The sequence below is a fragment of the Buttiauxella sp. AC038 genome, assembly GCF_979253565.1.
Window position 1 is genome coordinate 697,603 of sequence record NZ_CEEDCQ010000001.1, and the last position, 21,869, is coordinate 719,471.

Sequence of the window (21,869 nt, forward strand, 5' to 3'; positions counted from 1 at the left end):
TCACTCTGGTATGTGGAGTGTGGTTCGTTATAGTGAATTTGCTTTACAGCAAAATGGAAACTAATAACCACACTCACTCTGGAAGCAGGCTCTTATGGCACAACAACTCAATTCAACACATCGCACCAGGCCCCTGAATCGTCAGGATTACAAAACCCTGACCCTTGCCGCTTTGGGTGGTGCGCTAGAGTTCTACGACTTCATCATTTTCGTCTTTTTTGCCACCGTCGTTGGAGCGCTTTTTTTCCCGGCCGATATTCCCGAGTGGCTTCGTCAGCTACAAACTTTTGGTATCTTTGCTGCAGGCTATCTGGCTCGTCCGCTGGGTGGAATCATCATGGCGCACTTCGGCGACCTGGTTGGTCGTAAAAAAATGTTCACCTTGAGCATTTTACTGATGGCGCTGCCAACGCTTGCGATAGGGATGCTGCCAACCTATGAAACACTCGGTATCGCGGCACCTATATTGCTACTTCTGATGCGTGTGCTTCAGGGCGCGGCAATCGGTGGTGAAGTGCCCGGAGCATGGGTATTTGTCGCAGAACACGTTCCCTATAAACGTATTGGTATTGCATGTGGCACCTTAACTGCTGGTTTAACTGCCGGTATTTTGTTGGGGTCTGTAGTTGCTACCATCATTAATACCTCGATGACCCAGCAGGCAATTCACGATGGCGGCTGGCGTATACCGTTCTTCCTCGGTGGGATTTTCGGCCTGGTGGCAATGTATTTGCGCCGCTGGTTGCAAGAAACTCCCATCTTCCTTGAGATGCAGCAACGCAAAGCACTGGCGGAAGAGTTGCCGTTGAAATCTGTCATCGCAAACCATAAAAAAGCGGTCGTGATTTCGATGCTGCTGACCTGGTTGTTGTCAGCGGGGATTGTGGTGGTCATTTTGATGGCGCCAACCTGGCTGCAAAAACAGTTGGGTATTGCACCCGCGTTGACGCTTCAGGCGAACAGTATCGCCATCGTAATGTTGTGCATTGGTTGTATTCTGGCTGGGCTGATTATTGACCGTATCGGTGCCAGCAAAACCTTTACTTTCGGCAGCTTACTATTGGCTGTGTGCAGTTGGATGTTCTATCACCTGACGGCAATTTATCCTGAATATCTTTTCTTATTCTATGGGCTTGCTGGTTTGAGCGTTGGGGTTGTGGGGGCAGTGCCGTTTGTGATGGTGCGAGCGTTCCCGGCGGAAGTGCGTTTTAGCGGTATCTCGTTCTCTTACAATATGTCGTATGCCATTTTTGGTGGCCTGACGCCAATCTTTGTCACGATGTTGTCTGCCATATCACCAATGGGACCTGCCTGGTATGTACTGGCACTGGCAATGGTTGGGCTGGGATTGGGGATTTGGTTGCGCAAAGATTTAACGCATGAAGATAAGGTGGTTGAAAGGCCGCTGCAACATTCATAAAAAAACGCGGAGGCTAGCCTCCGCGTTTTTGTTTTCTTACACGTGAGTGCAGGAATTAGTGTTTTTCACCAATTGGCAGCACGGTACGGCCAAACTGCTCATTGAGCACTTCGCCCATTGCCAGATAAATGGCGCTTGCACCACAAACCAGGCCAATCCAACCCGCAACGCGAACGATGCTTTCGTTATCTACCAGGTGGCCAATAGCCAGCAGGGCAAACAGTACTGTCAAGCTACCAAACACGAACTGCAGCATGCGTGGCGCAGAAGCCAGGGTGCCGAAGAACATGAACAGTGTGAATACGCCCCACAAACCGAGGTACGCACCGAGGAAGTGTGCGTTCGCAGCATCTGCAAGACCCATCTTAGGCATGATCAGAATGGCGACCAGAGTCAGCCAGAAAGAGCCATAAGAAACGAAAGCTGTCAGGCCGAAAGTATTACCTTTCTTAAATTCTAACAGGCCGGCAAAAATTTGTGCGATACCACCGTAGAAAATGCCCATTGCAAGGATGTTGACATCAAAAGGGAAGATGCCGGTGTTATGCAGATTGAGCAGAATGGTGGTCATGCCGAAGCCCATCAAGCCCAGGGGAGCTGGATTAGCCAACTTAGTGTTGCCCATAGTTCCTCTAAAATTCGTCTGAAAATGATTATATGTCGTCGCCACACAACTGCTAAAGGGCAGCGGGGCGCGGCATCATAATCAGGTCGAGAGCCTGAGTCCATGATCTAAACAGGTGTGAAGATGAAAATTTTTTTGCCTTGCCCCTTGATGGCGAGCCGAGTGACCCCATCTTGTATGCAACCGCAGTTGATGGACCTGTAAAAAATCATGTTTGGGCAGTTGAAAGACTCTTGTTTGCCCGCATAACAGGTTCACGACCATATGACGAACAAATTTTAAGTGGAGACGTTTAGATGGGTAAAATTATTGGCATCGACTTGGGTACTACCAACTCTTGTGTAGCGATTATGGATGGTACTACTGCTCGCGTTCTGGAAAACGCCGAGGGCGACCGCACCACTCCTTCTATCATTGCTTATACGCAAGATGGTGAGATTCTGGTTGGTCAGCCGGCTAAACGTCAGGCAGTGACTAACCCGCAGAACACACTGTTCGCGATCAAACGCCTGATTGGCCGTCGCTTCCAGGATGAAGAAGTGCAGCGTGATGAAGCTATCATGCCGTACAAAATTATTGGCGCTGATAACGGTGATGCATGGATTGACGTTAAAGGCCAAAAAATGGCACCTCCGCAGATCTCTGCTGAAGTGCTGAAGAAAATGAAGAAAACCGCTGAAGATTACTTGGGCGAACCAGTAACTGAAGCTGTTATCACCGTTCCTGCATACTTCAACGATGCTCAGCGTCAGGCAACTAAAGATGCTGGCCGTATCGCAGGTCTGGAAGTAAAACGTATCATCAACGAACCAACCGCAGCGGCTTTGGCCTACGGTCTGGATAAAGAAGTTGGCAACCGTACTATCGCGGTATACGACTTGGGTGGTGGTACTTTCGATATCTCTATCATCGAAATTGATGAAGTTGATGGCGAGAAAACCTTCGAAGTTCTGGCAACCAATGGTGATACCCACTTGGGTGGTGAAGACTTCGATAGCCGTCTGATCAACTACTTAGTGGAAGAGTTCAAGAAAGATCAAGGTATCGATCTGCGTAACGATCCACTGGCTATGCAGCGTCTGAAAGAAGCTGCTGAAAAAGCGAAAATTGAGCTGTCTTCTGCTCAGCAGACCGACGTGAACCTGCCGTACATCACAGCAGACGCGACTGGTCCAAAACACATGAACATCAAAGTGACTCGTGCAAAACTGGAATCCCTGGTCGAAGACCTGGTAAACCGTTCTATCGAGCCGCTGAAAGTTGCACTGCAAGATGCTGGCCTGTCTGTATCCGATATCCAGGACGTAATCCTGGTTGGTGGTCAGACTCGTATGCCAATGGTGCAGAAGAAAGTTACTGAGTTCTTTGGTAAAGAACCACGTAAAGACGTTAACCCGGACGAAGCTGTTGCAATCGGTGCAGCTGTTCAGGGTGGTGTGCTTGCTGGTGATGTGACTGACGTACTGCTGCTGGACGTTACCCCGCTGTCTCTGGGTATCGAAACCATGGGCGGTGTGATGACTTCACTGATCAACAAAAACACCACTATCCCGACTAAGCACAGCCAGGTGTTCTCCACAGCTGAAGATAACCAGTCTGCGGTGACTATCCATGTGATTCAGGGTGAACGTAAACGTGCAGCTGATAACAAATCTCTGGGTCAGTTCAACCTGGATGGTATCAGCCCAGCACCACGTGGCATGCCGCAAGTCGAAGTTACCTTCGACATCGATGCTGATGGTATTTTGCATGTGTCTGCAAAAGACAAAAACAGCGGTAAAGAGCAGAAAATCACCATCAAGGCTTCTTCTGGTCTGAATGAAGAAGAAATCCAGAAAATGGTGCGCGATGCGGAAGCTAACGCCGAGGCTGACCGTAAGTTCGAAGAACTGGTTCAGACTCGCAACCAGGGTGACCACCTGATGCACAGCACTCGTAAGCAGGTTGAAGAAGCAGGCGATAAACTGCCAGCTGACGACAAAACTGCAATCGAGTCTGCACTGAGCGCACTGGAAACTTCTCTGAAAGGCGAAGACAAAGCTGACATCGAAGCGAAAATGCAGGCGCTGGCAGAAGTTTCTCAGAAACTGATGGAGCTGGCTCAGGCACAGCATGCAGAACAGCAAGCAGGTAACGCTACTGACGCTGGTAACTCTGCAAGCAAAGACGACGATGTTGTTGATGCTGAGTTTGAAGAAGTTAAAGACAAAAAATAATCGCCCTTTTGTAAGTTAAAGTGTGATGTGAATAGAAGCACGGGCGTTGAGGTTTTCCTCTGCGCCCGTGCCCGCATGTTAGGGGCAGACAAAAAAGATGGCGAAGAGAGACTATTACGAGGTTTTAGGCGTTCCGAAAAACGCGGAAGAGCGTGAAATCAAGAAAGCCTATAAACGCCTGGCAATGAAGTTCCACCCAGATCGTAATCAGGGTGACAAAGAGTCCGAAGGCAAGTTTAAAGAAATTAAAGAAGCCTACGAAATCCTGACCGACGAGCAAAAACGTGCAGCCTATGACCAGTATGGTCACGCCGCGTTTGAGCAAGGCGGTATGGGCGGTGGTGGTCACGGCGGATTTGGCGGTGGCGGTGCTGACTTTGGTGATATCTTTGGCGACGTATTCGGTGACATCTTCGGTGGTGGCCGTCGTCAGCGTGCATCCCGCGGTGCCGATTTACGCTACAACATGGACTTAACGCTGGAAGAAGCGGTTCGTGGCGTCACCAAAGAGATCCGCATCCCAACGCTTGAAGAGTGTGGCGTTTGTCACGGTAGTGGCGCGAAAGCGGGCTCCAAGCCACAGACTTGCCCGACTTGTCATGGACAAGGCCAGGTGCAAATGCGTCAGGGCTTCTTCACCGTGCAGCAAAGCTGTCCACACTGTCAGGGTCGCGGTTCAATTATTAAAGATCCGTGCAACACCTGTCATGGACATGGTCGTGTAGAAAAAACCAAAACGCTGTCGGTGAAAATCCCGGCTGGCGTTGATACCGGCGATCGTATTCGTCTGGCAGGTGAAGGCGAAGCGGGTGAGCACGGTGCACCATCAGGTGATTTATACGTCCAGGTTCAGGTTAAACAGCACCCAATCTTTGAGCGTGAAGGTAACAACCTGTATTGCGAAGTGCCTATTAACTTTGCAATGGCCGCTTTGGGTGGTGAAATTGAAGTCCCAACACTGGATGGGCGTGTAAACCTGAAAGTGCCTGGTGAAACGCAAACTGGTAAATTGTTCAGAATGCGTGGTAAAGGGGTGAAATCTGTACGTGGCGGGGCCCAGGGTGACCTGTTATGCCGCGTTGTTGTAGAAACCCCAGTTAGCCTGAATGAAAAGCAGAAACAATTGCTGCGCGATCTGGCGGAAAGTTTTGGTGGGCCGAGTGGCGAAAAGAACAGTCCGCGTTCAAAGAGCTTCTTTGACGGCGTGAAGAAATTCTTTGACGATCTAACCCGCTAAACCTAACTTCCTTATTGGTAGTAAAAAAGCCTGAATCGAATATTTTTGATTCAGGCTTTTTTTATGCGCCAAGAATTCATTAGTTTTTTATGTGATTTGATTCGTTATTTCCGATCATTGAATGCAATATAATCTACTTTTATCGATGTGTTAGGCGCGCTATGCTTAATACATATTAATGCCCTAAATGATTTAAGGCAGTTTGAAAACCGGGATGAAAAGATGACAAAAAAACTAAGATACTTTTTCAATAATGATGCCTCCAGCGGCATCTTTTTAATCCTTGCCGCTGTGTTGGCAATGGTTCTTGCCAACTTGAGCTCCACCAGTGACCTGTACCAGTCGTTTTTAAATACGCCGGTAGAGGTGCGTATTGGTTCGCTGGATATCAGTAAAAATCTACTGTTGTGGGTCAACGATGCATTGATGGCAATCTTCTTCCTGATGATTGGCCTTGAAGTAAAACGCGAAATGGTAAGTGGCTCACTTGCCAGCATGCGCCAGGCATCGTTCCCGGTTATTGCGGCATTGGGCGGTATGGTCGTCCCTGCAGCAATCTATTTGCTGTTCAACTTCCAGGACCCGATTACCCGTGAAGGCTGGGCGATTCCGGCGGCAACCGATATCGCTTTCGCACTGGGTATTCTGGCATTGCTGGGTAATCGTGTACCTGTCGCACTGAAAGTGTTCCTGATGGCTTTGGCCATTATTGATGATTTGGGCGCGATCGTAATTATCGCTCTGTTCTACACCAGCGATCTCTCCATCCTTTCGCTGGCTGTTGCTGCTGGTGCTATTGCTGTACTGGCATTACTGAATATCTGCAATGTGCGCCGTACTGGTTTGTATATTTTGGTTGGCGTGGTGTTGTGGACCGCAGTATTGAAATCGGGCGTTCATGCAACGCTTGCTGGGGTAATTATTGGTTTCCTTATCCCACTGAAAGAAAAAGATGGGCGCTCTCCAGCGAAAGAATTGGAGCATGTGCTGCATCCTTGGGTCGCATTCTTGATTCTGCCGTTGTTTGCTTTTGCCAATGCGGGCGTTTCATTAAGCGGTGTGACTTTTGCCGGGTTAACCTCATTGTTACCGATGGGGATTATGGCGGGTCTGTTTATCGGCAAGCCACTGGGTATTAGCCTGTTCTGCTGGGCAGCACTGAAGCTGAAACTGGCAACGTTGCCTGAAGGGACGACCTGCAAGGAGATCATGGCGGTCGGTGTGCTGTGCGGGATTGGTTTCACAATGTCTATCTTCATTGCATCGCTGGCATTTGACGGTGCAGATCCGGCGCTGATTACCTGGGCCAAACTGGGTATTCTATTGGGGTCACTGTTCTCAGCCGTCGTCGGTTACTGCATGTTGAGAAGCCGATTCAGCTCGCAATTACAGCATCATTAATTTATATACTAACGGCTCCTCGGGAGCCGTTAGCTAATGGATTGTTTATCAGGGAGTGAAAAACATATGTCACACATAAATTACAACCATCTCTATTACTTCTGGCATGTCTGCAAGGAAGGGTCAGTGGTAGGTGCTGCTGAAGCACTGTATTTAACGCCACAAACCATAACCGGCCAGATCAAAGCGCTCGAAGAACGCCTGCAAGGCAAACTGTTCCGTCGCCAGGGACGTGGTCTGGTGCCTTCTGAATTAGGCCAGCTTGTTTTCCGCTATGCAGACCGTATGTTTACCTTAAGCCAGGAAATGCTGGATATCGTGAACTACCGCAAAGAGTCCAGCCTGTTGTTTGATGTGGGGATTGCGGATGCATTGTCTAAACGACTGGTGAGCGGTGTGCTCGATGCAGCAGTCGTTGAAGATGAGCAAATCCATCTTCGCTGCTTTGAATCGACTCACGAAATGCTGTTGGAGCAACTCAGCCAGCATAAGCTGGATATGATTATCTCCGACTGCCCGATTGATTCAACTCAGCAGGAAGGGTTGTTCTCGGTGAAAATTGGCGAATGTGGCATTAGTTTCTGGAGCCAAAATCCGGTGCCAGATTTGCCTTTCCCTGCCTGTCTAGAAACCCGACGCTTATTGATTCCAGGCCGCCGGTCGATGTTAGGGCGTAAGATTTTGAACTGGATTAACACTCAAGGATTGAAGGTTGAAATTCTCGGTGAGTTTGATGATGCGGCGCTGATGAAAGCCTTTGGTGCGGCACACAATGCGATTTTTGTCGCGCCGACCCTATACGGGCAGGATATCTATAACGACGAGAATATTGTTGAGATTGGGCGAATCGAGAATGTTATGGAAGAGTATCACGCCATATTTGCTGAACGAATGATTCAACACCCGGCGGTGCAGCGTGTGTGCAATCGGGATTACTCGGCTTTGTTTAAAGAGATTTAAATCAGGACTCAAATTTCAGATATAAAAAAACCGGCATAAGCCGGTTTTTTTTCAAGCTAACAACAAGTTGGCGATTAAGCCAGTTTGTTGATGTGCGCTACAAGGTTAGCCTTATGACGCGCAGCTTTGTTTTTGTGGATCAGACCTTTGCTAGCCTGACGATCCACGATTGGTTGCATTTCGTTAAATGCTTTCTGTGCAGCAGCTTTGTCGCCAGTTTCAATCGCTGCGTATACTTTCTTGATGAAAGTACGCATCATAGAGCGACGGCTTGCGTTGTGCTTACGAGCCTTTTCAGACTGTACAGCACGTTTCTTAGCTGATTTGATATTAGCCAAGGTCCAACTCCCAAATATGATCTATGTAGACAATTCAAAGGCCGAGGAATATGCCCTCTTAGCCTTCTTTTGTCAATGGATTTGTGCAAATAAGCGCCGTTAAATTTCCGGAGCCTCTTACGTTGTGATGGCGCGGATTCTACCAGCATAACGGTCATGAATACAGCTTTAAGCAACAAAAATCGTCCAGTGATGTGCATCCATGTAGAAACCAGGCGCCAGTTCGATGAAATCCTTGATGCTTTATGCCAAAGGGTACAATCGCCGGTTAACCTTCACCGTGGTAATTGATATAATCCGCCGATTTCCACTGTTTTGAGCCAGCCATGAAGCTGATACGCGGCATACATAATTTACGCCAGAACCACCACGGGTGTGTCCTCACCATTGGTAATTTTGATGGCGTGCATCGAGGCCACAAGTCCCTTTTAAAAGGGTTGTGTGCACAAGGGCGTGCGCGAAATCTGCCGGTGATGGTCATGATCTTTGAACCGCAACCGCTTGAGCTGTTCGCGGGTGATAAAGCTCCAGCGCGCCTCACACGCCTGCGCGAGAAGCTGCGTTATCTGGCTGAGTGTGGTGTGGACTACGTACTATGCGTGCGGTTTGATCGCCGCTTTGCGGCACTCACAGCACAAAGTTTTGTCAGCGATCTGTTGGTAGACCGCCTCGGGGTAAAATTCCTCGCGGTCGGTGATGATTTCCGCTTTGGCGCTGGTCGCCAGGGGGATTTCTTGTTATTACAGAAGGCTGGCCTCGAATATGGTTTTGACGTTACCAGTACGCAAACTTTCTGCGAAGGTGGCGTGCGAATCAGTAGCACGGCTGTTCGCCAGGCACTGGCTGATGACGACTTAACGCTTGCCGAAAGTCTATTGGGTCATCCGTTTATTATCTCCGGGCGTGTCGTCCATGGTGATGAACTGGGAAGAACCATTGGTTTCCCCACGGCGAATTTACCGCTGCGTCGTCAGGTTTCCCCGGTGAAAGGGGTGTTTGCAGTAGAAGTCGCAGGCCTTGGCGATAAACTGCTGCCGGGTGTTGCCAATATTGGTACACGGCCAACGGTAGCGGGCCTGCGCCAACAGCTGGAAGTCCATTTGCTGGACGTTGCAATGGACTTATATGGGCACCATATTGATGTGGTGCTACGTAAAAAAATACGAAATGAACAACGGTTTGCTTCGCTTGATGAACTGAAAGCGCAAATCGCCAAAGATGTGGTAACCGCCCGCGAATTTTTTGGGCCCAATACCTGAGCAAGCTAACTACGGAACCGAGAATCTAATGAGTGACTTTAAATCTACCCTGAATTTACCGGAAACAGGGTTCCCGATGCGTGGCGACCTCGCCAAACGCGAACCGGGCATGCTGGCTCGCTGGAATGATGATGACCTGTACGGCATCATCCGTAATGCAAAGAAAGGCAAAAAATCCTTCATTCTGCATGATGGCCCTCCATACGCGAACGGCAGCATTCACATTGGTCACTCAGTTAACAAGATTCTGAAAGACATTATCGTGAAGTCCAAAGGTCTTTCCGGTTTTGACTCTCCGTATGTTCCAGGTTGGGACTGTCACGGTCTGCCAATCGAACTGAAAGTAGAACAGCTGATCGGCAAGCCTGGTGAGAAAGTTTCTGCGGCTGAATTCCGCGCAGCATGCCGTAAATACGCGGCAGAGCAGGTAGACGGGCAGCGTGCCGACTTCATCCGTCTGGGTGTGTTGGGCGACTGGTCACGTCCATACCTGACTATGGATTTCAAAACCGAAGCGAACATCATCCGTGCGCTGGGTAAAATCGTCGGTAACGGTCACCTGCATAAAGGGGCTAAACCTGTGCACTGGTGCGTTGACTGCCGTTCAGCCCTGGCTGAAGCGGAAGTTGAGTATTACGACAAAACCTCTCCATCTATCTTCGTTAGCTTCCAGGCTGTTGATGCTGATGCGGTAAAAGCGAAATTTGGCGCAACTCAGGTTGATGGCCCGGTTTCCATGGTTATCTGGACCACCACACCGTGGACTCTGCCAGCTAACCGTGCGGTTTCTCTGAATGCAGAATTCGAATATGCGCTGGTGCAGGTTGATGGCCAGGCGTTGATCGTTGCTAAAGATTTGCTCGAAAGCGTAATGAAGAGCGCGGCTATCACCGAGTGGACTGTTCTGGGCACCGCTAAAGGCGCCGATCTGGAACTGACTCGCTACAAGCACCCGTTCTTAGATTTCGATGTGCCGGCGATTCTTGGCGAGCACGTCACGCTGGAAGCAGGTACTGGTGCAGTGCATACCGCTGGCGGCCACGGCCCTGACGACTACGTGATCAGCCAGAAATACAATCTGGAAATCGCTAACCCGGTTGGCCCGGACGGTTGCTACCTGCCAGGTACTTATGAAGGTCTGGATGGCGTACAGGTGTTCAAAGCGAACGACCTGATCGTTAACATCCTGCGTGATAAAGGCGTTCTGCTGCACGTTGAGAAACTGCTGCACAGCTATCCGCACTGCTGGCGTCACAAAACACCAATCATCTTCCGTGCAACACCTCAATGGTTCATCAGCATGGATCAAAAAGGCCTGCGCGCGCAGTCACTCAAAGAGATCAAAGGCGTGCAGTGGATCCCGGACTGGGGCCAGGCGCGTATTGAATCTATGGTTGCTAACCGCCCGGACTGGTGTATTTCCCGCCAGCGTACCTGGGGCGTGCCAATGTCGATGTTTGTACACAAAGACACTGAAGAGCTGCATCCGCGTACTCTGGAATTGATGGAAGAAGTTGCTAAGCGTGTTGAGCAAGATGGCATCCAGGCGTGGTGGGATCTCGACCCGCGCGACATTCTGGGTGACGACGCTGACAACTACACCAAAGTGCCAGACACCCTGGACGTGTGGTTCGACTCCGGTTCAACGCATTCATCTGTTGTTGATGTACGCCCTGAATTCAACGGCCATGCAGCAGATATGTATCTGGAAGGTTCGGATCAGCACCGCGGCTGGTTCATGTCTTCACTGATGATTTCGACGGCGATGAAAGGCAAAGCGCCTTACCGCCAGGTACTGACTCACGGCTTCACCGTTGATGGTCAGGGCCGCAAAATGTCCAAATCCATCGGTAACACCGTTTCTCCGCAGGACGTGATGAACAAACTGGGCGCGGATATTCTGCGTCTGTGGGTGGCATCAACGGATTACACCGGTGAAATTGCGGTGTCCGATGAGATCCTGAAACGCGCTGCTGACTCTTATCGTCGTATCCGCAACACCGCTCGTTTCCTGTTGGCGAACCTTAACGGCTTCAATCCAGAAACCGATATGGTGAAACCGGAAGAGATGGTTGTTCTGGATCGCTGGGCTGTCAGCTGTGCGCAGGATGCACAAACCGATATCCTCGCGGCTTACGAAAACTACGATTTCCACGAAGTGGTGCAACGCCTGATGCGTTTCTGCTCCATCGAAATGGGCTCGTTCTATCTCGACATTATCAAAGACCGCCAGTACACCGCGAAGCCTGACAGCGTAGCGCGTCGTAGCTGCCAGACTGCACTGTTCCACATTGCAGAAGCGCTGGTTCGCTGGATGGCACCAATCATGTCCTTCACCTCTGACGAAATCTGGGCGTTCCTGCCAGGCAATCGTGAGAAATACGTCTTCACCGGCGAGTGGTACGAAGGTCTGTTCGGCCTGGCTGACAGCGAAACGATGAACAATGAATACTGGGACACGCTGTTAACCGTGCGTGGCGAAGTGAACAAAGTTATCGAACAAGCGCGCGCTGATAAGCGTGTGGGCGGCTCTCTGGAAGCAGCAGTGACCCTGTATGCCGACAGCGAACTGGCGGCGAAGCTCAACAGCCTGGGCGAGGAATTGCGATTTGTCCTGTTGACCTCAGGTGCTGAAGTTGCCGATTATTCGCAGGCAACTGATGACGCACAGCAAAGCGAAATCCTGAAAGGATTGAAAGTTGCCCTGCGTAAAGCCGACGGTGAAAAATGCCCGCGTTGCTGGCATTACACTACCGACGTCGGTCTGGTTGCGGAACACGCAGAAATCTGCGGCCGCTGTGTCACCAACGTAGCCGGTGACGGCGAAAAGCGTAAATTTGCCTGATGAGTAAATCGATCTGTTCGACCGGACTGAGCTGGCTGTGGCTGGTGGTCGTGGTACTGATTATCGATCTGGGCAGCAAATACCTGATCCTCCAGCATTTCATGCTGGGGGACACCGTATCGCTGTTCCCGTCGCTGAATCTGCACTATGCCCGCAATTACGGTGCCGCGTTTAGTTTCCTTGCGGATAAAGGCGGCTGGCAGCGCTGGTTCTTCGCGGGTATCGCCATCGGTATCTGTGTGATTCTGGCGGTGTTGATGTATCGCGCCAAAGCAAGCCAGAAGCTGCATAATATCGCCTATGCTTTAATCATTGGCGGTGCACTCGGTAACTTGTTTGACCGGTTGTGGCACGGTTTTGTGGTCGACATGATTGATTTCTATGTCGGCGACTGGCACTTCGCCACGTTTAACTTAGCTGATACGGCAATCTGTATCGGTGCGGCGCTGATTGTCCTGGAGGGGTTCTTCGTCTCCTCCGACAAGCCCGCAAAGCAAAAAGGGTAACCCATGGCTGAGTCTATCCAGGCCAATAGCAGAGTATTAGTGCATTTCACGCTGAAACTCGAAGATGGTTCCACTGCCGAGTCGACCCGTAATAACGGCAAGCCGGCACTCTTCACGCTGGGTGACGAAACACTGTCACCGGGCATGGAAGACCAGCTTGTCGGCCTGAAAGCAGGGGACAAAAAAGCCTTCTCACTGGCACCTGAATCGGCGTTTGGTATTCCAAGCCCGGACATGATTCAGTATTTCTCACGTCGTGAATTTATTGATGCGGGTGAGCCGGTGCCAGGGGCGATTATGCTGTTCACCGCAATGGATGGCAGCGAGATGCCAGGTGTTGTGCGTGAGGTTAACGGTGATTCCATCACCGTTGACTTTAACCACCCACTCGCCGGGCAAACCATTCATTTTGATATCGAAGTACTGGAAATTGACCCGGTACTGGAGGCGTTGAATGCAGATCCTGTTGGCTAACCCTCGCGGCTTTTGTGCCGGGGTAGACCGCGCTATCAGCATTGTTGAAAACGCGCTGGCCATTTACGGCGCGCCAATTTATGTCCGTCACGAAGTGGTCCATAACCGCTACGTGGTAGACAGCCTGCGCGAACGTGGGGCGATTTTCATCGAGCAAATCAGTGAAGTGCCTGATGGCGCAATCCTGATTTTCTCAGCACATGGTGTTTCCCAGGCGGTGCGTAACGAAGCCAAAGGCCGTGATTTAACGGTATTCGATGCGACCTGCCCGCTGGTGACCAAAGTGCATATGGAAGTGGCTCGCGCCAGCCGCCGTGGTGAAGAATCCATTCTGATTGGCCATGCTGGTCACCCGGAAGTGGAAGGCACCATGGGCCAGTACAGCAACCCAAAAGGTGGTATGTATCTGGTTGAATCACCGGAAGATGTCAGCAAGCTGGATGTGAAAAACGAAGCCAAACTTTCGTTTATGACCCAGACCACGCTATCTGTGGATGACACTTCTGATGTGATTGACGCGCTGCGTAAACGCTTCCCGAAAATCATTGGCCCGCGTAAAGACGATATTTGCTACGCCACTACCAACCGTCAGGAAGCCGTGCGTGCGCTGGCTGATGAAGCGGATGTGGTGTTGGTGGTTGGCTCGAAAAACTCGTCCAACTCCAACCGTCTGGCAGAGCTTGCACAACGCATGGGCAAGGCCGCATATCTGATTGACGATGCGACCGATATCCAGGAGTCCTGGGTTAAAGATGCGGAATGCGTTGGTGTTACGGCAGGTGCGTCTGCGCCAGATATTCTGGTGCAAAACGTTCTGGCTCGCTTGCGTGAGTTAGGTGGCAGCGAAACCCGTGAGCTTGTTGGGCGCGAAGAAAATATTATCTTCGAAGTGCCGCGTGAACTGCGTATGGATGTGAAAGAAGTCGAGTAATCGTTATCCATCGCAAACACCAAATTCAAAAGGGGAGCTTATGCTCCCCTTTTTTGATCAAGCGTCACTCCTCACAGTTGGAAGTCAGTCAGGAAGCGATCAATCGTCTGATGGTCTTCACTGGACAGTTGCCAGCCAGGCTTGCGGCAATAGTCCGTTGCGATAATCCCACGCTTCATCAAAATCGTTTTCTCAACCTGAATGATGTATTCGCAATGCGTCATCCAGCGTTGGATATAGGGTAACAGCGCCTGATGCAGTGCCTCTGCCAGTGCTGTTTCGCCCCGCTGCCAGTGCTGATAAATCCGCACATACACTTCAGCAAAAGAACAACCCGGCATCACGCCTTTTCCGCCTGCTGTCAGCATTTGCAACATGTACAAACCGGCATATCCATTGAGTACGCTGGCCTGTGGGGCTTTAACGAGAAACTCCCTTGTATAATCCACTGGTGGATTACACTCGATTTTGAATACCGCATGCGGGTAGCGGTCTGCGACTGCTGCTAGTTGTTCAGGCGTAATCGGCAACCCGGTTTCACCCGGCGCGTACTGCACCATCACCGGAATATCCACCGCTTCCAGCACGGCAAAAATATGTGCCTGAATCGCTTGTGGATTAGGGCTGAGGAAAAACGGTGGCAGCAGCATCAGCGCATCCACACCCAGAGAGGCGTAGTATCGGGCACGTTTCACGGCCACTTCCGTGCTGTGATCGGTCACCGACATCGCCCGATAAAGCGGGCTACCTGCCAGTGTGCTGACAAACATTTGTGCAAGCCGGTTACGCTCGCTGTCTTCCAGTTTGGGAAACTCGCTGGCGATACCAAAAAGCGTGGTGCCTTGCACGCCAGTCGTCGCGAGATGCTCCAACAGGCGCACAAAACTCACTTCATCAATTTCGCCTCTAGAGGTAAAAGGCATCGCAACAATAGGGTTTACCCCGACGATATTCGTCGCGCTATAGCGCTGAGTCATCAGTCGTCCTCCCGGTCAGCCAGCACGGCACCCTGTGCGGCGGGCAGTGCCCAACGGCGATACAAACGCAGGAAGCCGCGTGGCACTTCTTTATCTACCGGTTTCCAGTGCTCGCGACGGGTTGCCAGTTCGGTTTCTGAAACGTGCAATGTCAACTTGCGAGTCGGGATATTTATTGAGATTTCATCGCCATCTTCTACCAGACCCAATTCGCCGCCATCCACCGCTTCCGGTGAAATATGGCCGACGAACAGACCACGGTTGGAGCCTGAGAAACGCCCGTCAGTAATCAACGCACAAGTATCAGAAAGCCCCATACCTTCAAGCGATTTCATGGGCTTGTACATCTCTGGCATTCCCGGCCCGCCTTTTGGCCCTTCATAACGCAGCACCAGCACGCTACCCGGCTGGATTTGGCCGGACATAATGGCTTCAACGGACTCTTGCTCACTGTTAAACACCACCGCAGGGCCACGGAATATCATCAGGTTTTCCGGTACGGCAGCAGGTTTCACCACGCATCCGAGTGGCGACAGATTGCCGTGCAGCACAGCAACACCGGCCTCATTACGCACGGGAATGGCTAAGGTATGGATGACTTCCGGGCGGCAACTCCGGGTTGCTTCGGTCAGCAACTCAGCTTTGGTTTTTCCGGCCACGGTCAGCGCATTCAGATCCATCAATTTGCTGATTTCATATTCGACCGCTTGCACACCACCGGCTTCCCAGAAGTCGATCATGTCGTGTTCAGAGGCCGGATAAAGCGAGGCAACCAATGGCACCTGATGGCTTAACTCATCAAAAGCAGACAGCGGCAAATGGCCCAGCTCTGCTTCATAATAAATTGCCTGTAAATGCAGAATTGCGTTGGTCGAACCGCCCGTAGCCAGCAAATAAATCATCGCATTGCGGATGGATTCAGCGGTAATGATCTGGCGTGCATTAACGCCATCCAATACCAGTTTGACGGCCTGACGACCGGTTTCCACAGCACATTCGCGGCGCTCTTTTGAGATAGCAGGCAGCGTACTGCTACCCGGTAAACTCATTCCCAGCACTTCTCCGATACAGCACATGGTGTTCGCGGTGCCATACATGGTGCAGGAGCCAGGGCCGGGTTCGGCGATATTTTCAATGTGGGCGAACTCTTCTTCGCTGATTTCACCGCGCATTTTCCAGCCAATGGCTTCGGTGACGATATTGCCGTCCCAGTGTTTACCTTTATATTCAGCCGGGTACATTGGGCCGCCGTTAACCATAATCGCCGGGATATCCAGGCGTGCAGCGGCCATTAGCATCGCCGGAACGATTTTGTCGCACGAGCCGAGTAGCACCATGCCGTCAAAACGGTGGGCGCGCATCATCACTTCAATCGACGCGGTGATCACTTCACGGGCAGCGAGGATGTAACGCATCCCCAGATGCCCTTCAGCTATCCCGTCGCAAGGGGCGATAGTGCCAAACACCATTCCGACACCACCGGCTTCATCAATGCCTTCGAGCACTTTGGCGGTCAGTTCATTCAGGTTTGCATGTCCCGCCGTCGCATTGGTGTAGCTGTTCACTACTGCGATTACAGGCTTACGCAGTTGTTCATCGGTATGACCCATGGATTTGTACAGCGCACGTTTCAGTGCGCCATCGTCACCTTCGAGGATCGGGTTGAAATGCGTGCCACAACTGGCACATCCGCCACCGCCACATCCACTCATAGTTTCTATCTCTTCTAAACGTTGCGATTAATAGTCGCGTTAATATGTTGGGCAGCATCAAGCTGCTCACCGCTCTGTTCGGGTACAGCGATAACTTTCTTCGGATTCGCCAGCCGTGCTGGCAGGGCGAGAATGAGTGGCGCACACAGCAGCAAGAAGGCCGCGAGGATATATAAGCCCGTGTCGGTGCGCCCGGTGGTGTCTTTCAGCCAGCCCAATACTGTCGGGCCAAAGAAACCTGCCAGGTTGCCGATGGAGTTGACGAAGGCGATACCTGCGGCTGCGGCCGTGCCGGAAAGCAGGGCGCCAGGCAGGCTGATGTAGGTTGGAATCAATGCCAGGGTGCCGGACATCGCCACGCAAATCCACGCCATCATCCAGAAGGTGGAGCCGCTGCAATACGCACTCAATGCCAGGCCCACGCAGCCAATCATGGCGGGAATAGCGATGTGCCAACGACGTTCTTGTTTCAGGTCAGAATGGCGACTGTTCCACACCATAAAACAGGCACCGAAGACATATGGCAGTGCCGCGAGCAGGCCGATATGGAAATCGTCGCTGACGCCTGAGGATTTGATGATCGACGGTAGCCAGAAGTTGATGCCGTAGTAACCGATGTTGAAGCTAAAGAACACCACCGCCAGCAGCCAGACGTAGCCGTTTTTCAACATTCCTTTCACGCTGCTATCCACTTTGCCTTGGTTGGCACGTGCACGATTGGCGGCATCTTTTGCCAGATCGTTAATGACGACCTGTTTTTCGGCATCGCTCAGCCACTTCGCTGACTTCACATCGTTATCGAGATAACGCAGCACCACAAAAGCGAGCAGGAAAGAGGGAATTGCTTCAACCAGGAATAGCCACTGCCAGTTGTGCAGGTGGCCAACTCCTTCAAACATCTTTAGGATCAAGCCCGAAAGCGGGCTGCCGATAATGGTCGAAAGCGGCGTAACCAGAATAAACAGACCGAGTGTGCGAGCAGAGCGCCACGACGGGAACCACAGCGTGAGATAGAACACGATGCCAGGGAAGAAGCCGGCCTCTGCCACACCGAGTAAAAAACGCACTATGTAAAACTGCGTTGGGGTGGTGACAAACATCATGCCAGCCGAAAGCACCGCCCAGGTTGCCATAATGCGGGCAATCCAGAAACGCGGCCCGAAACGCTGCATCAGCAAGTTGCTCGGCATCTCAAACAGGAAATAACCGATAAAGAAGATGCCCGCACCCAACCCATACACGGTGTCACTGAAGTTCAGTGCATCTTGCATGTGTAGTTTAGCGAACCCGACGTTAACGCGGTCCAGATAGGCGAAGAAATAACATAAGATCAAAAACGGGATTAGGCGTCGCGTTATCTTGCTATAAACCTTTGACTCCGCTGTCGAAGCTGTGGGTTTGTTGTCCAGAGTTTTGCTCATTGTTCTGTCTCCAGAAAATTCAGGGTAAGAGGTTTTTTATTGTGTAGGGAATCTAATGTTCTATTGCTCAAGCCAGGCTTGCTGATATGCCTGCGCCCGTTCACGTAATACAGCCATGCTCATACCTGCCTGATACAACCCGCCACCCAGGCCAAAACCATCGGCTCCTGCCTGAATATAGCTGCGCATTTGCGCGGCATCCGGTTGGATACCACCGACGGGTAAACAGGCCACTTCTCGTGGGACGACTGCGCGGAACGCTTTGGTTATTACTGGGGTGATATGCTCGGCCGGGAATAATTTCAGCGCGCTCGCCCCGGCATCTATGGCGCTAAAAGCCTCGCTGGGTGTCATGACGCCAGGGAGACTTATCAAGCCGCGTTTCACCGAATGGCGAATCACATCGGGATTACAGTTTGGGGAGATGATCAATTGCCCGCCGCATTCAGCAACGCTATCAACTTGTTCCACATTTAACACCGTGCCCGCACCCACATAGCCACGGTTGCCTACGGTGTCTCTCATCAGGTGAATAGATTTCAGTGCAGATGGGCTATTAAGGGGGACTTCCAGGTAATGGAAACCGCACTCCAACAGAATTTCTGCGGCTTCAACAGCGTGCTCGGGCGTTATACCGCGCAAAATGGCAATCAACGGTAGAGGCTCTTGTTGCCAGCGGGCAATAAATTGTTCCGGGCTCATTTTTGCATTCCTTGTAGTCGAGTAAAGAGGTGACTGAGGCCCGTCACGAAGCAGGCGTCGCCATCAGCCGATAGCAGATTGAGGTCCATCTGGTTTGCTGCAAATTGATATCGAGCTATCAGCGCCGGGTTGCCCACAACCCAGGCGTGTTGGCCTGCGGGAAGTGCTTTAAGTTCATAGCCAATCACCAGGCCTGAGAGATAGCTGTGAACGTGGTATTCCTGGATTTCTAAGGCCAGACGGCGTGTTCGCGCTGAAAAGATCAGGTGACTGAATGGCGCATCACGCAGGGCTGTTGCCACGCCAAGCAAGAAAGCCTCTTCACTTTCTTTCTGTTCTGGTAGTGCGCGCCCAAGGATTGAGTGCTGGCTTAAAAGCGAGAAGAGTTCACCGCTCATAAATGTTGAGAAGGCGGTGATTTCCCAGTTCACGATCGTCGCGTGTTTGCTGTGAGTGCCTGGCAGCAAGACCAGATGTTCATTTGCAGGATGTAATGCGGCGAGCCCCAGTAATTGGACTTCTTCGCCACGCATGACGTCGGGCTGGTGATATTGGCTCATCCCCTGTACGCCAGGCACAATCCACGCTGGACTGCCCCATGGTGTCGTGAAAGCCAGTGTCCGAGTGATTAAATTGTCGATGTCGCAAGGCAGCGGAGCGTAGGGTATTTCCCGCCAGCCTTGCTGTGAGCCGACCATCCCCGCCATCACGACGGGCAATGCTCCATGCTGCTCAAGCCACGGTTGCAGTAAGTTTTGCAGCGTGCTGGCAAATTGCCCTTGTTCAATGGACAACAACCCGCAGGCTTGATTGATTTGGGCAACTTGTACACTTTCCTGCATCAAAAATGCCCGGAAATTAGTCGTGCCCCAGTCGATGGCGATCCAGTTGTTTTTCATTTCAAGTAATACAAACCATGTAATCTTGTAATACAAGAATGCTAGAGCAAAAAACACCCACAATCTGTGAGAGAGATCGAAATTACATCAGGAGAGGATCAAATAATGTGGTCGAACATTTCCGGACGATCTTGCCAGATGCGTTTTTTGGCCGCATTCAACAAGATGGTGCGCATTTGCTGGCGGGCAGTCTCGACTTGTTTCAGGCGAATAGCATCAAACAGTTGAAAGTGATCATCAACGGCGGCTTTGGTCTGGCGAACATCTTTCTCAATCGTCTGTTTGAAAGACAGTTCCATGGCTGCGGAAAGCGCATTACCGAGAGCCAGTAAGAAAGGATTATGAGTAGCACGCAGCAGCGCATGGTGAAATGCCAGATCACCTTCTTCAAATAAGGCTCTTTGCGCTTCAACCTGACCTTTACGCATCAACTGGAGTGCGTCTTCCATCGCTGCCAAATCATGTCCGTTGGCGTTTAATGCTGCGAGTGTTGCCACATTTGGCTCGAAAATCAGGCGTGTCACAATCAGTTGTTCAACCAGTTTCAGGTCAACTTCACCTTCAGACAGCCACCCCAGAACATCAATATCCAACAGACTCCACTGTTCACGATTATTTACCGTGCTGCGTTTTTTTGCCTGTATGGAGATAAGCCCTTTTGCGGCAAGTACCTGGAGGGCATTGCGTACTGAAGTGCGGGAGACTTCATACTCCACGGCCAGTTCGTTTTCACCTGGTAAAGAAAGCCCCGGCGCGAGATCGCCATGCATGATACGGCGTGCAAGATGCTGGGTGACAGATTCAGAAATATTTGTCTGTGGGACTTTCATTACACTTTCTCGGTCGTGACTAAACATGGAAATGAGCTACATAGTAAGCTAATCGCGCCGTAATCGCACCGTATGTACTTAAAAGATAAGAGAGCAATGTATGAGTAGAACTCCAATCATTCTCGATACCGACCCTGGCATCGACGACGCCGTAGCCATTGCCGCTGCACTTTTTGCCCCGCAGCTTGATTTGAAGTTGCTGACCACGGTCGCAGGCAATGTCAGCGTCGAGAAAACGACCCGCAACGCGCTGCAACTGATGCACTTCTGGCACAAAGATATTCCTGTTGCTCAAGGGGCAGCCACGCCGCTGGTGCGTAAATTGCGCGATGCGGCCTACGTGCACGGCGAGTCCGGCATGGAAGGTTATGCATTTGTCGACCACCAACGCCAGCCGCTGGATAAACCCGCTTTTCAGGCTATTTATGAATGCCTGAACGCAAGCCCTGAAGCTATCACGCTGGTGGCCATCGGGCCGTTGACCAATATTGCGCTGTTGCTCACGCAATACCCGCAATGCAAAGCGAAGATCAAACGGCTGGTGATCATGGGCGGATCGGCGGGGCGCGGCAACTTCACACCAAACGCCGAGTTTAATATCGCCATTGATCCAGAAGCTGCAGCACGAGTGTTCGAAAGTGGGCTGGAAATTGTGATGTGCGGCCTGGATGTCACCAATAAAGCGATGTTAAGCCCTGCATATTTAGAGCAGCTCCCATCTCTTAACCAAACCGGAAAAATGCTACACGCGCTATTTAGTCATTACCGCAGCGGCAGCATGGCGACAGGTTTGCGGATGCATGATTTATGCGCCATTGCCTGGTTGGTGAAGCCTGAGTTGTTCGTTGTGAAGCCCTGTTTTGTGGCTGTTGAAACCCACGGAGAATTCACTTCTGGCACGACTGTTGTGGATATCGAAGGGCGCTTTGAACGGCAACCCAATGCTCAGGTTGCGCTGGATTTGGATGTCGATGGTTTTCAGGCATGGGTGGCGCAAGTCCTGGCGTTGGCACCCTGAGAATTTGCGCGACATAGATCGACTTTCTCCGGTCTGATTAAACGGTTAATCGATTAACCTGCTATGCTAATTTTGCAGTTCTCCTTGGGCCGGAGAAA

19 protein-coding genes are annotated in these 21,869 nt (G+C 51.2%); 11 read left to right on the top strand and 8 right to left on the bottom strand.

The annotated features are described in order from the left end of the window. The first annotated feature begins 94 nt into the window (after window positions 1-94). Window positions 95-1,420, top strand: a complete 1,326-nt coding sequence (locus AC0IXI_RS03400) for an MFS transporter (RefSeq protein ID WP_034459401.1) — start codon at window positions 95-97, stop codon at window positions 1,418-1,420. Between the two features lie 55 nt (window positions 1,421-1,475). Here the strand turns inward: AC0IXI_RS03400 and satP are convergent, their stop codons facing one another. After that, on the bottom strand, window positions 1,476-2,045 hold the full coding sequence (satP, locus tag AC0IXI_RS03405) for an acetate uptake transporter (protein WP_064560874.1): 570 nt from the start codon (window positions 2,043-2,045) through the stop codon (window positions 1,476-1,478). Between the two features lie 296 nt (window positions 2,046-2,341). On the opposite strand from satP, the gene dnaK reads away from it, so the two are divergent. From dnaK to nhaR, 4 genes are all read left to right on the top strand, one after another. Beyond that, window positions 2,342-4,261: a molecular chaperone DnaK gene (dnaK, locus tag AC0IXI_RS03410; RefSeq protein WP_134184671.1), complete on the top strand. Its 1,920-nt coding sequence runs from the start codon at window positions 2,342-2,344 to the stop codon at window positions 4,259-4,261. Between the two features lie 97 nt (window positions 4,262-4,358). Next, the gene (dnaJ, locus tag AC0IXI_RS03415) at window positions 4,359-5,498 is read left to right on the top strand and encodes a molecular chaperone DnaJ (protein WP_034459395.1); all 1,140 of its coding nucleotides are present in this window, start codon (window positions 4,359-4,361) and stop codon (window positions 5,496-5,498) included. Window positions 5,499-5,720: 222 nt separating this feature from the next. Beyond that, window positions 5,721-6,899 (top strand): Na+/H+ antiporter NhaA, encoded by a 1,179-nt coding sequence (gene nhaA, locus AC0IXI_RS03420; RefSeq protein ID WP_471681924.1) that lies wholly within the window; start codon window positions 5,721-5,723, stop codon window positions 6,897-6,899. A gap of 66 nt (window positions 6,900-6,965) precedes the next feature. Then, window positions 6,966-7,859, top strand: a complete 894-nt coding sequence (gene nhaR / locus AC0IXI_RS03425) for a transcriptional activator NhaR (RefSeq protein WP_064513805.1) — start codon at window positions 6,966-6,968, stop codon at window positions 7,857-7,859. A gap of 74 nt (window positions 7,860-7,933) precedes the next feature. Here the strand turns inward: nhaR and rpsT are convergent, their stop codons facing one another. Next, window positions 7,934-8,197, bottom strand: coding sequence for a 30S ribosomal protein S20 (gene rpsT / locus AC0IXI_RS03430; RefSeq protein ID WP_064513803.1), 264 nt, complete (start codon window positions 8,195-8,197; stop codon window positions 7,934-7,936). A 326-nt stretch (window positions 8,198-8,523) separates the two neighbouring features. Between rpsT and ribF the strand changes: the two genes are divergently transcribed. The 5 genes from ribF to ispH are packed head-to-tail and all read left to right on the top strand — an operon-like array spanning window position 8,524 to window position 14,212. After that, window positions 8,524-9,456: a bifunctional riboflavin kinase/FAD synthetase gene (gene ribF / locus AC0IXI_RS03435; RefSeq protein WP_064513801.1), complete on the top strand. Its 933-nt coding sequence runs from the start codon at window positions 8,524-8,526 to the stop codon at window positions 9,454-9,456. A 28-nt stretch (window positions 9,457-9,484) separates the two neighbouring features. Then, window positions 9,485-12,301: an isoleucine--tRNA ligase gene (gene ileS, locus AC0IXI_RS03440; protein ID WP_134184669.1), complete on the top strand. Its 2,817-nt coding sequence runs from the start codon at window positions 9,485-9,487 to the stop codon at window positions 12,299-12,301. Then, on the top strand, window positions 12,301-12,807 hold the full coding sequence (gene lspA / locus AC0IXI_RS03445; protein WP_064513797.1) for a signal peptidase II: 507 nt from the start codon (window positions 12,301-12,303) through the stop codon (window positions 12,805-12,807). Before ileS ends, lspA begins: the two co-directional genes overlap by 1 nt. Window positions 12,808-12,810: 3 nt before the next feature. Beyond that, a complete protein-coding gene (gene fkpB, locus AC0IXI_RS03450) occupies window positions 12,811-13,281 on the top strand; it encodes an FKBP-type peptidyl-prolyl cis-trans isomerase (RefSeq protein ID WP_034459386.1) in 471 nt (156 codons plus the stop codon). After that, the gene (gene ispH, locus AC0IXI_RS03455) at window positions 13,262-14,212 is read left to right on the top strand and encodes a 4-hydroxy-3-methylbut-2-enyl diphosphate reductase (RefSeq protein WP_134184667.1); all 951 of its coding nucleotides are present in this window, start codon (window positions 13,262-13,264) and stop codon (window positions 14,210-14,212) included. The genes fkpB and ispH overlap by 20 nt, the downstream gene beginning before the upstream one ends. 71 nt (window positions 14,213-14,283) lie before the next feature. On the opposite strand, the gene AC0IXI_RS03460 is transcribed toward ispH, so the two are convergent. The 6 genes from AC0IXI_RS03460 to AC0IXI_RS03485 form a co-directional block, all read right to left on the bottom strand. Continuing rightward, window positions 14,284-15,189, bottom strand: a complete 906-nt coding sequence (locus AC0IXI_RS03460; protein WP_471681925.1) for a dihydrodipicolinate synthase family protein — start codon at window positions 15,187-15,189, stop codon at window positions 14,284-14,286. Next, entirely contained in the window at window positions 15,189-16,901 is a 1,713-nt protein-coding gene (ilvD, locus tag AC0IXI_RS03465; RefSeq protein WP_471681926.1) for a dihydroxy-acid dehydratase, read from the bottom strand. The genes AC0IXI_RS03460 and ilvD overlap by 1 nt, the downstream gene beginning before the upstream one ends. Before the next feature lie 14 nt (window positions 16,902-16,915). Then, complete coding sequence (locus tag AC0IXI_RS03470; protein ID WP_064513789.1) at window positions 16,916-18,322, bottom strand: MFS transporter; 1,407 nt, start codon at window positions 18,320-18,322, stop codon at window positions 16,916-16,918. 60 nt (window positions 18,323-18,382) lie between these two features. Then, entirely contained in the window at window positions 18,383-19,024 is a 642-nt protein-coding gene (locus tag AC0IXI_RS03475) for a 2-dehydro-3-deoxy-6-phosphogalactonate aldolase (RefSeq protein ID WP_064513787.1), read from the bottom strand. Then, window positions 19,021-19,923: a 2-dehydro-3-deoxygalactonokinase gene (locus AC0IXI_RS03480; protein ID WP_471681927.1), complete on the bottom strand. Its 903-nt coding sequence runs from the start codon at window positions 19,921-19,923 to the stop codon at window positions 19,021-19,023. The genes AC0IXI_RS03475 and AC0IXI_RS03480 overlap by 4 nt, the downstream gene beginning before the upstream one ends. A gap of 98 nt (window positions 19,924-20,021) precedes the next feature. After that, the gene (locus AC0IXI_RS03485; protein WP_471681928.1) at window positions 20,022-20,753 is read right to left on the bottom strand and encodes a FadR/GntR family transcriptional regulator; all 732 of its coding nucleotides are present in this window, start codon (window positions 20,751-20,753) and stop codon (window positions 20,022-20,024) included. Between the two features lie 100 nt (window positions 20,754-20,853). On the opposite strand from AC0IXI_RS03485, the gene rihC reads away from it, so the two are divergent. After that, window positions 20,854-21,771, top strand: coding sequence for a ribonucleoside hydrolase RihC (rihC, locus tag AC0IXI_RS03490; protein ID WP_471681929.1), 918 nt, complete (start codon window positions 20,854-20,856; stop codon window positions 21,769-21,771). Window positions 21,772-21,869: the final 98 nt, after the last annotated feature.

Bases quoted from the DNA above. Each gene is read 5' to 3' on its own strand.
- nhaA (WP_471681924.1), top strand. From the start codon at position 5,721: ATGACAAAAAAACTAAGATACTTTTTCAATAATGATGCCTCCAGCGGC.
- ribF (WP_064513801.1), top strand. From the start codon at position 8,524: ATGAAGCTGATACGCGGCATACATAATTTACGCCAGAACCACCACGGG.
- AC0IXI_RS03475 (WP_064513787.1), bottom strand. From the start codon at position 19,024: ATGAGCCCGGAACAATTTATTGCCCGCTGGCAACAAGAGCCTCTACCG.
- ispH (WP_134184667.1), top strand. From the start codon at position 13,262: ATGCAGATCCTGTTGGCTAACCCTCGCGGCTTTTGTGCCGGGGTAGAC.
- satP (WP_064560874.1), bottom strand. From the start codon at position 2,045: ATGGGCAACACTAAGTTGGCTAATCCAGCTCCCCTGGGCTTGATGGGC.
- dnaJ (WP_034459395.1), top strand. From the start codon at position 4,359: ATGGCGAAGAGAGACTATTACGAGGTTTTAGGCGTTCCGAAAAACGCG.
- AC0IXI_RS03460 (WP_471681925.1), bottom strand. From the start codon at position 15,189: ATGACTCAGCGCTATAGCGCGACGAATATCGTCGGGGTAAACCCTATT.
- AC0IXI_RS03485 (WP_471681928.1), bottom strand. From the start codon at position 20,753: ATGAAAGTCCCACAGACAAATATTTCTGAATCTGTCACCCAGCATCTT.
- AC0IXI_RS03400 (WP_034459401.1), top strand. From the start codon at position 95: ATGGCACAACAACTCAATTCAACACATCGCACCAGGCCCCTGAATCGT.
- rihC (WP_471681929.1), top strand. From the start codon at position 20,854: ATGAGTAGAACTCCAATCATTCTCGATACCGACCCTGGCATCGACGAC.
- dnaK (WP_134184671.1), top strand. From the start codon at position 2,342: ATGGGTAAAATTATTGGCATCGACTTGGGTACTACCAACTCTTGTGTA.
- AC0IXI_RS03470 (WP_064513789.1), bottom strand. From the start codon at position 18,322: ATGAGCAAAACTCTGGACAACAAACCCACAGCTTCGACAGCGGAGTCA.
- nhaR (WP_064513805.1), top strand. From the start codon at position 6,966: ATGTCACACATAAATTACAACCATCTCTATTACTTCTGGCATGTCTGC.
- fkpB (WP_034459386.1), top strand. From the start codon at position 12,811: ATGGCTGAGTCTATCCAGGCCAATAGCAGAGTATTAGTGCATTTCACG.
- AC0IXI_RS03480 (WP_471681927.1), bottom strand. From the start codon at position 19,923: ATGAAAAACAACTGGATCGCCATCGACTGGGGCACGACTAATTTCCGG.
- ileS (WP_134184669.1), top strand. From the start codon at position 9,485: ATGAGTGACTTTAAATCTACCCTGAATTTACCGGAAACAGGGTTCCCG.
- ilvD (WP_471681926.1), bottom strand. From the start codon at position 16,901: ATGAGTGGATGTGGCGGTGGCGGATGTGCCAGTTGTGGCACGCATTTC.
- lspA (WP_064513797.1), top strand. From the start codon at position 12,301: ATGAGTAAATCGATCTGTTCGACCGGACTGAGCTGGCTGTGGCTGGTG.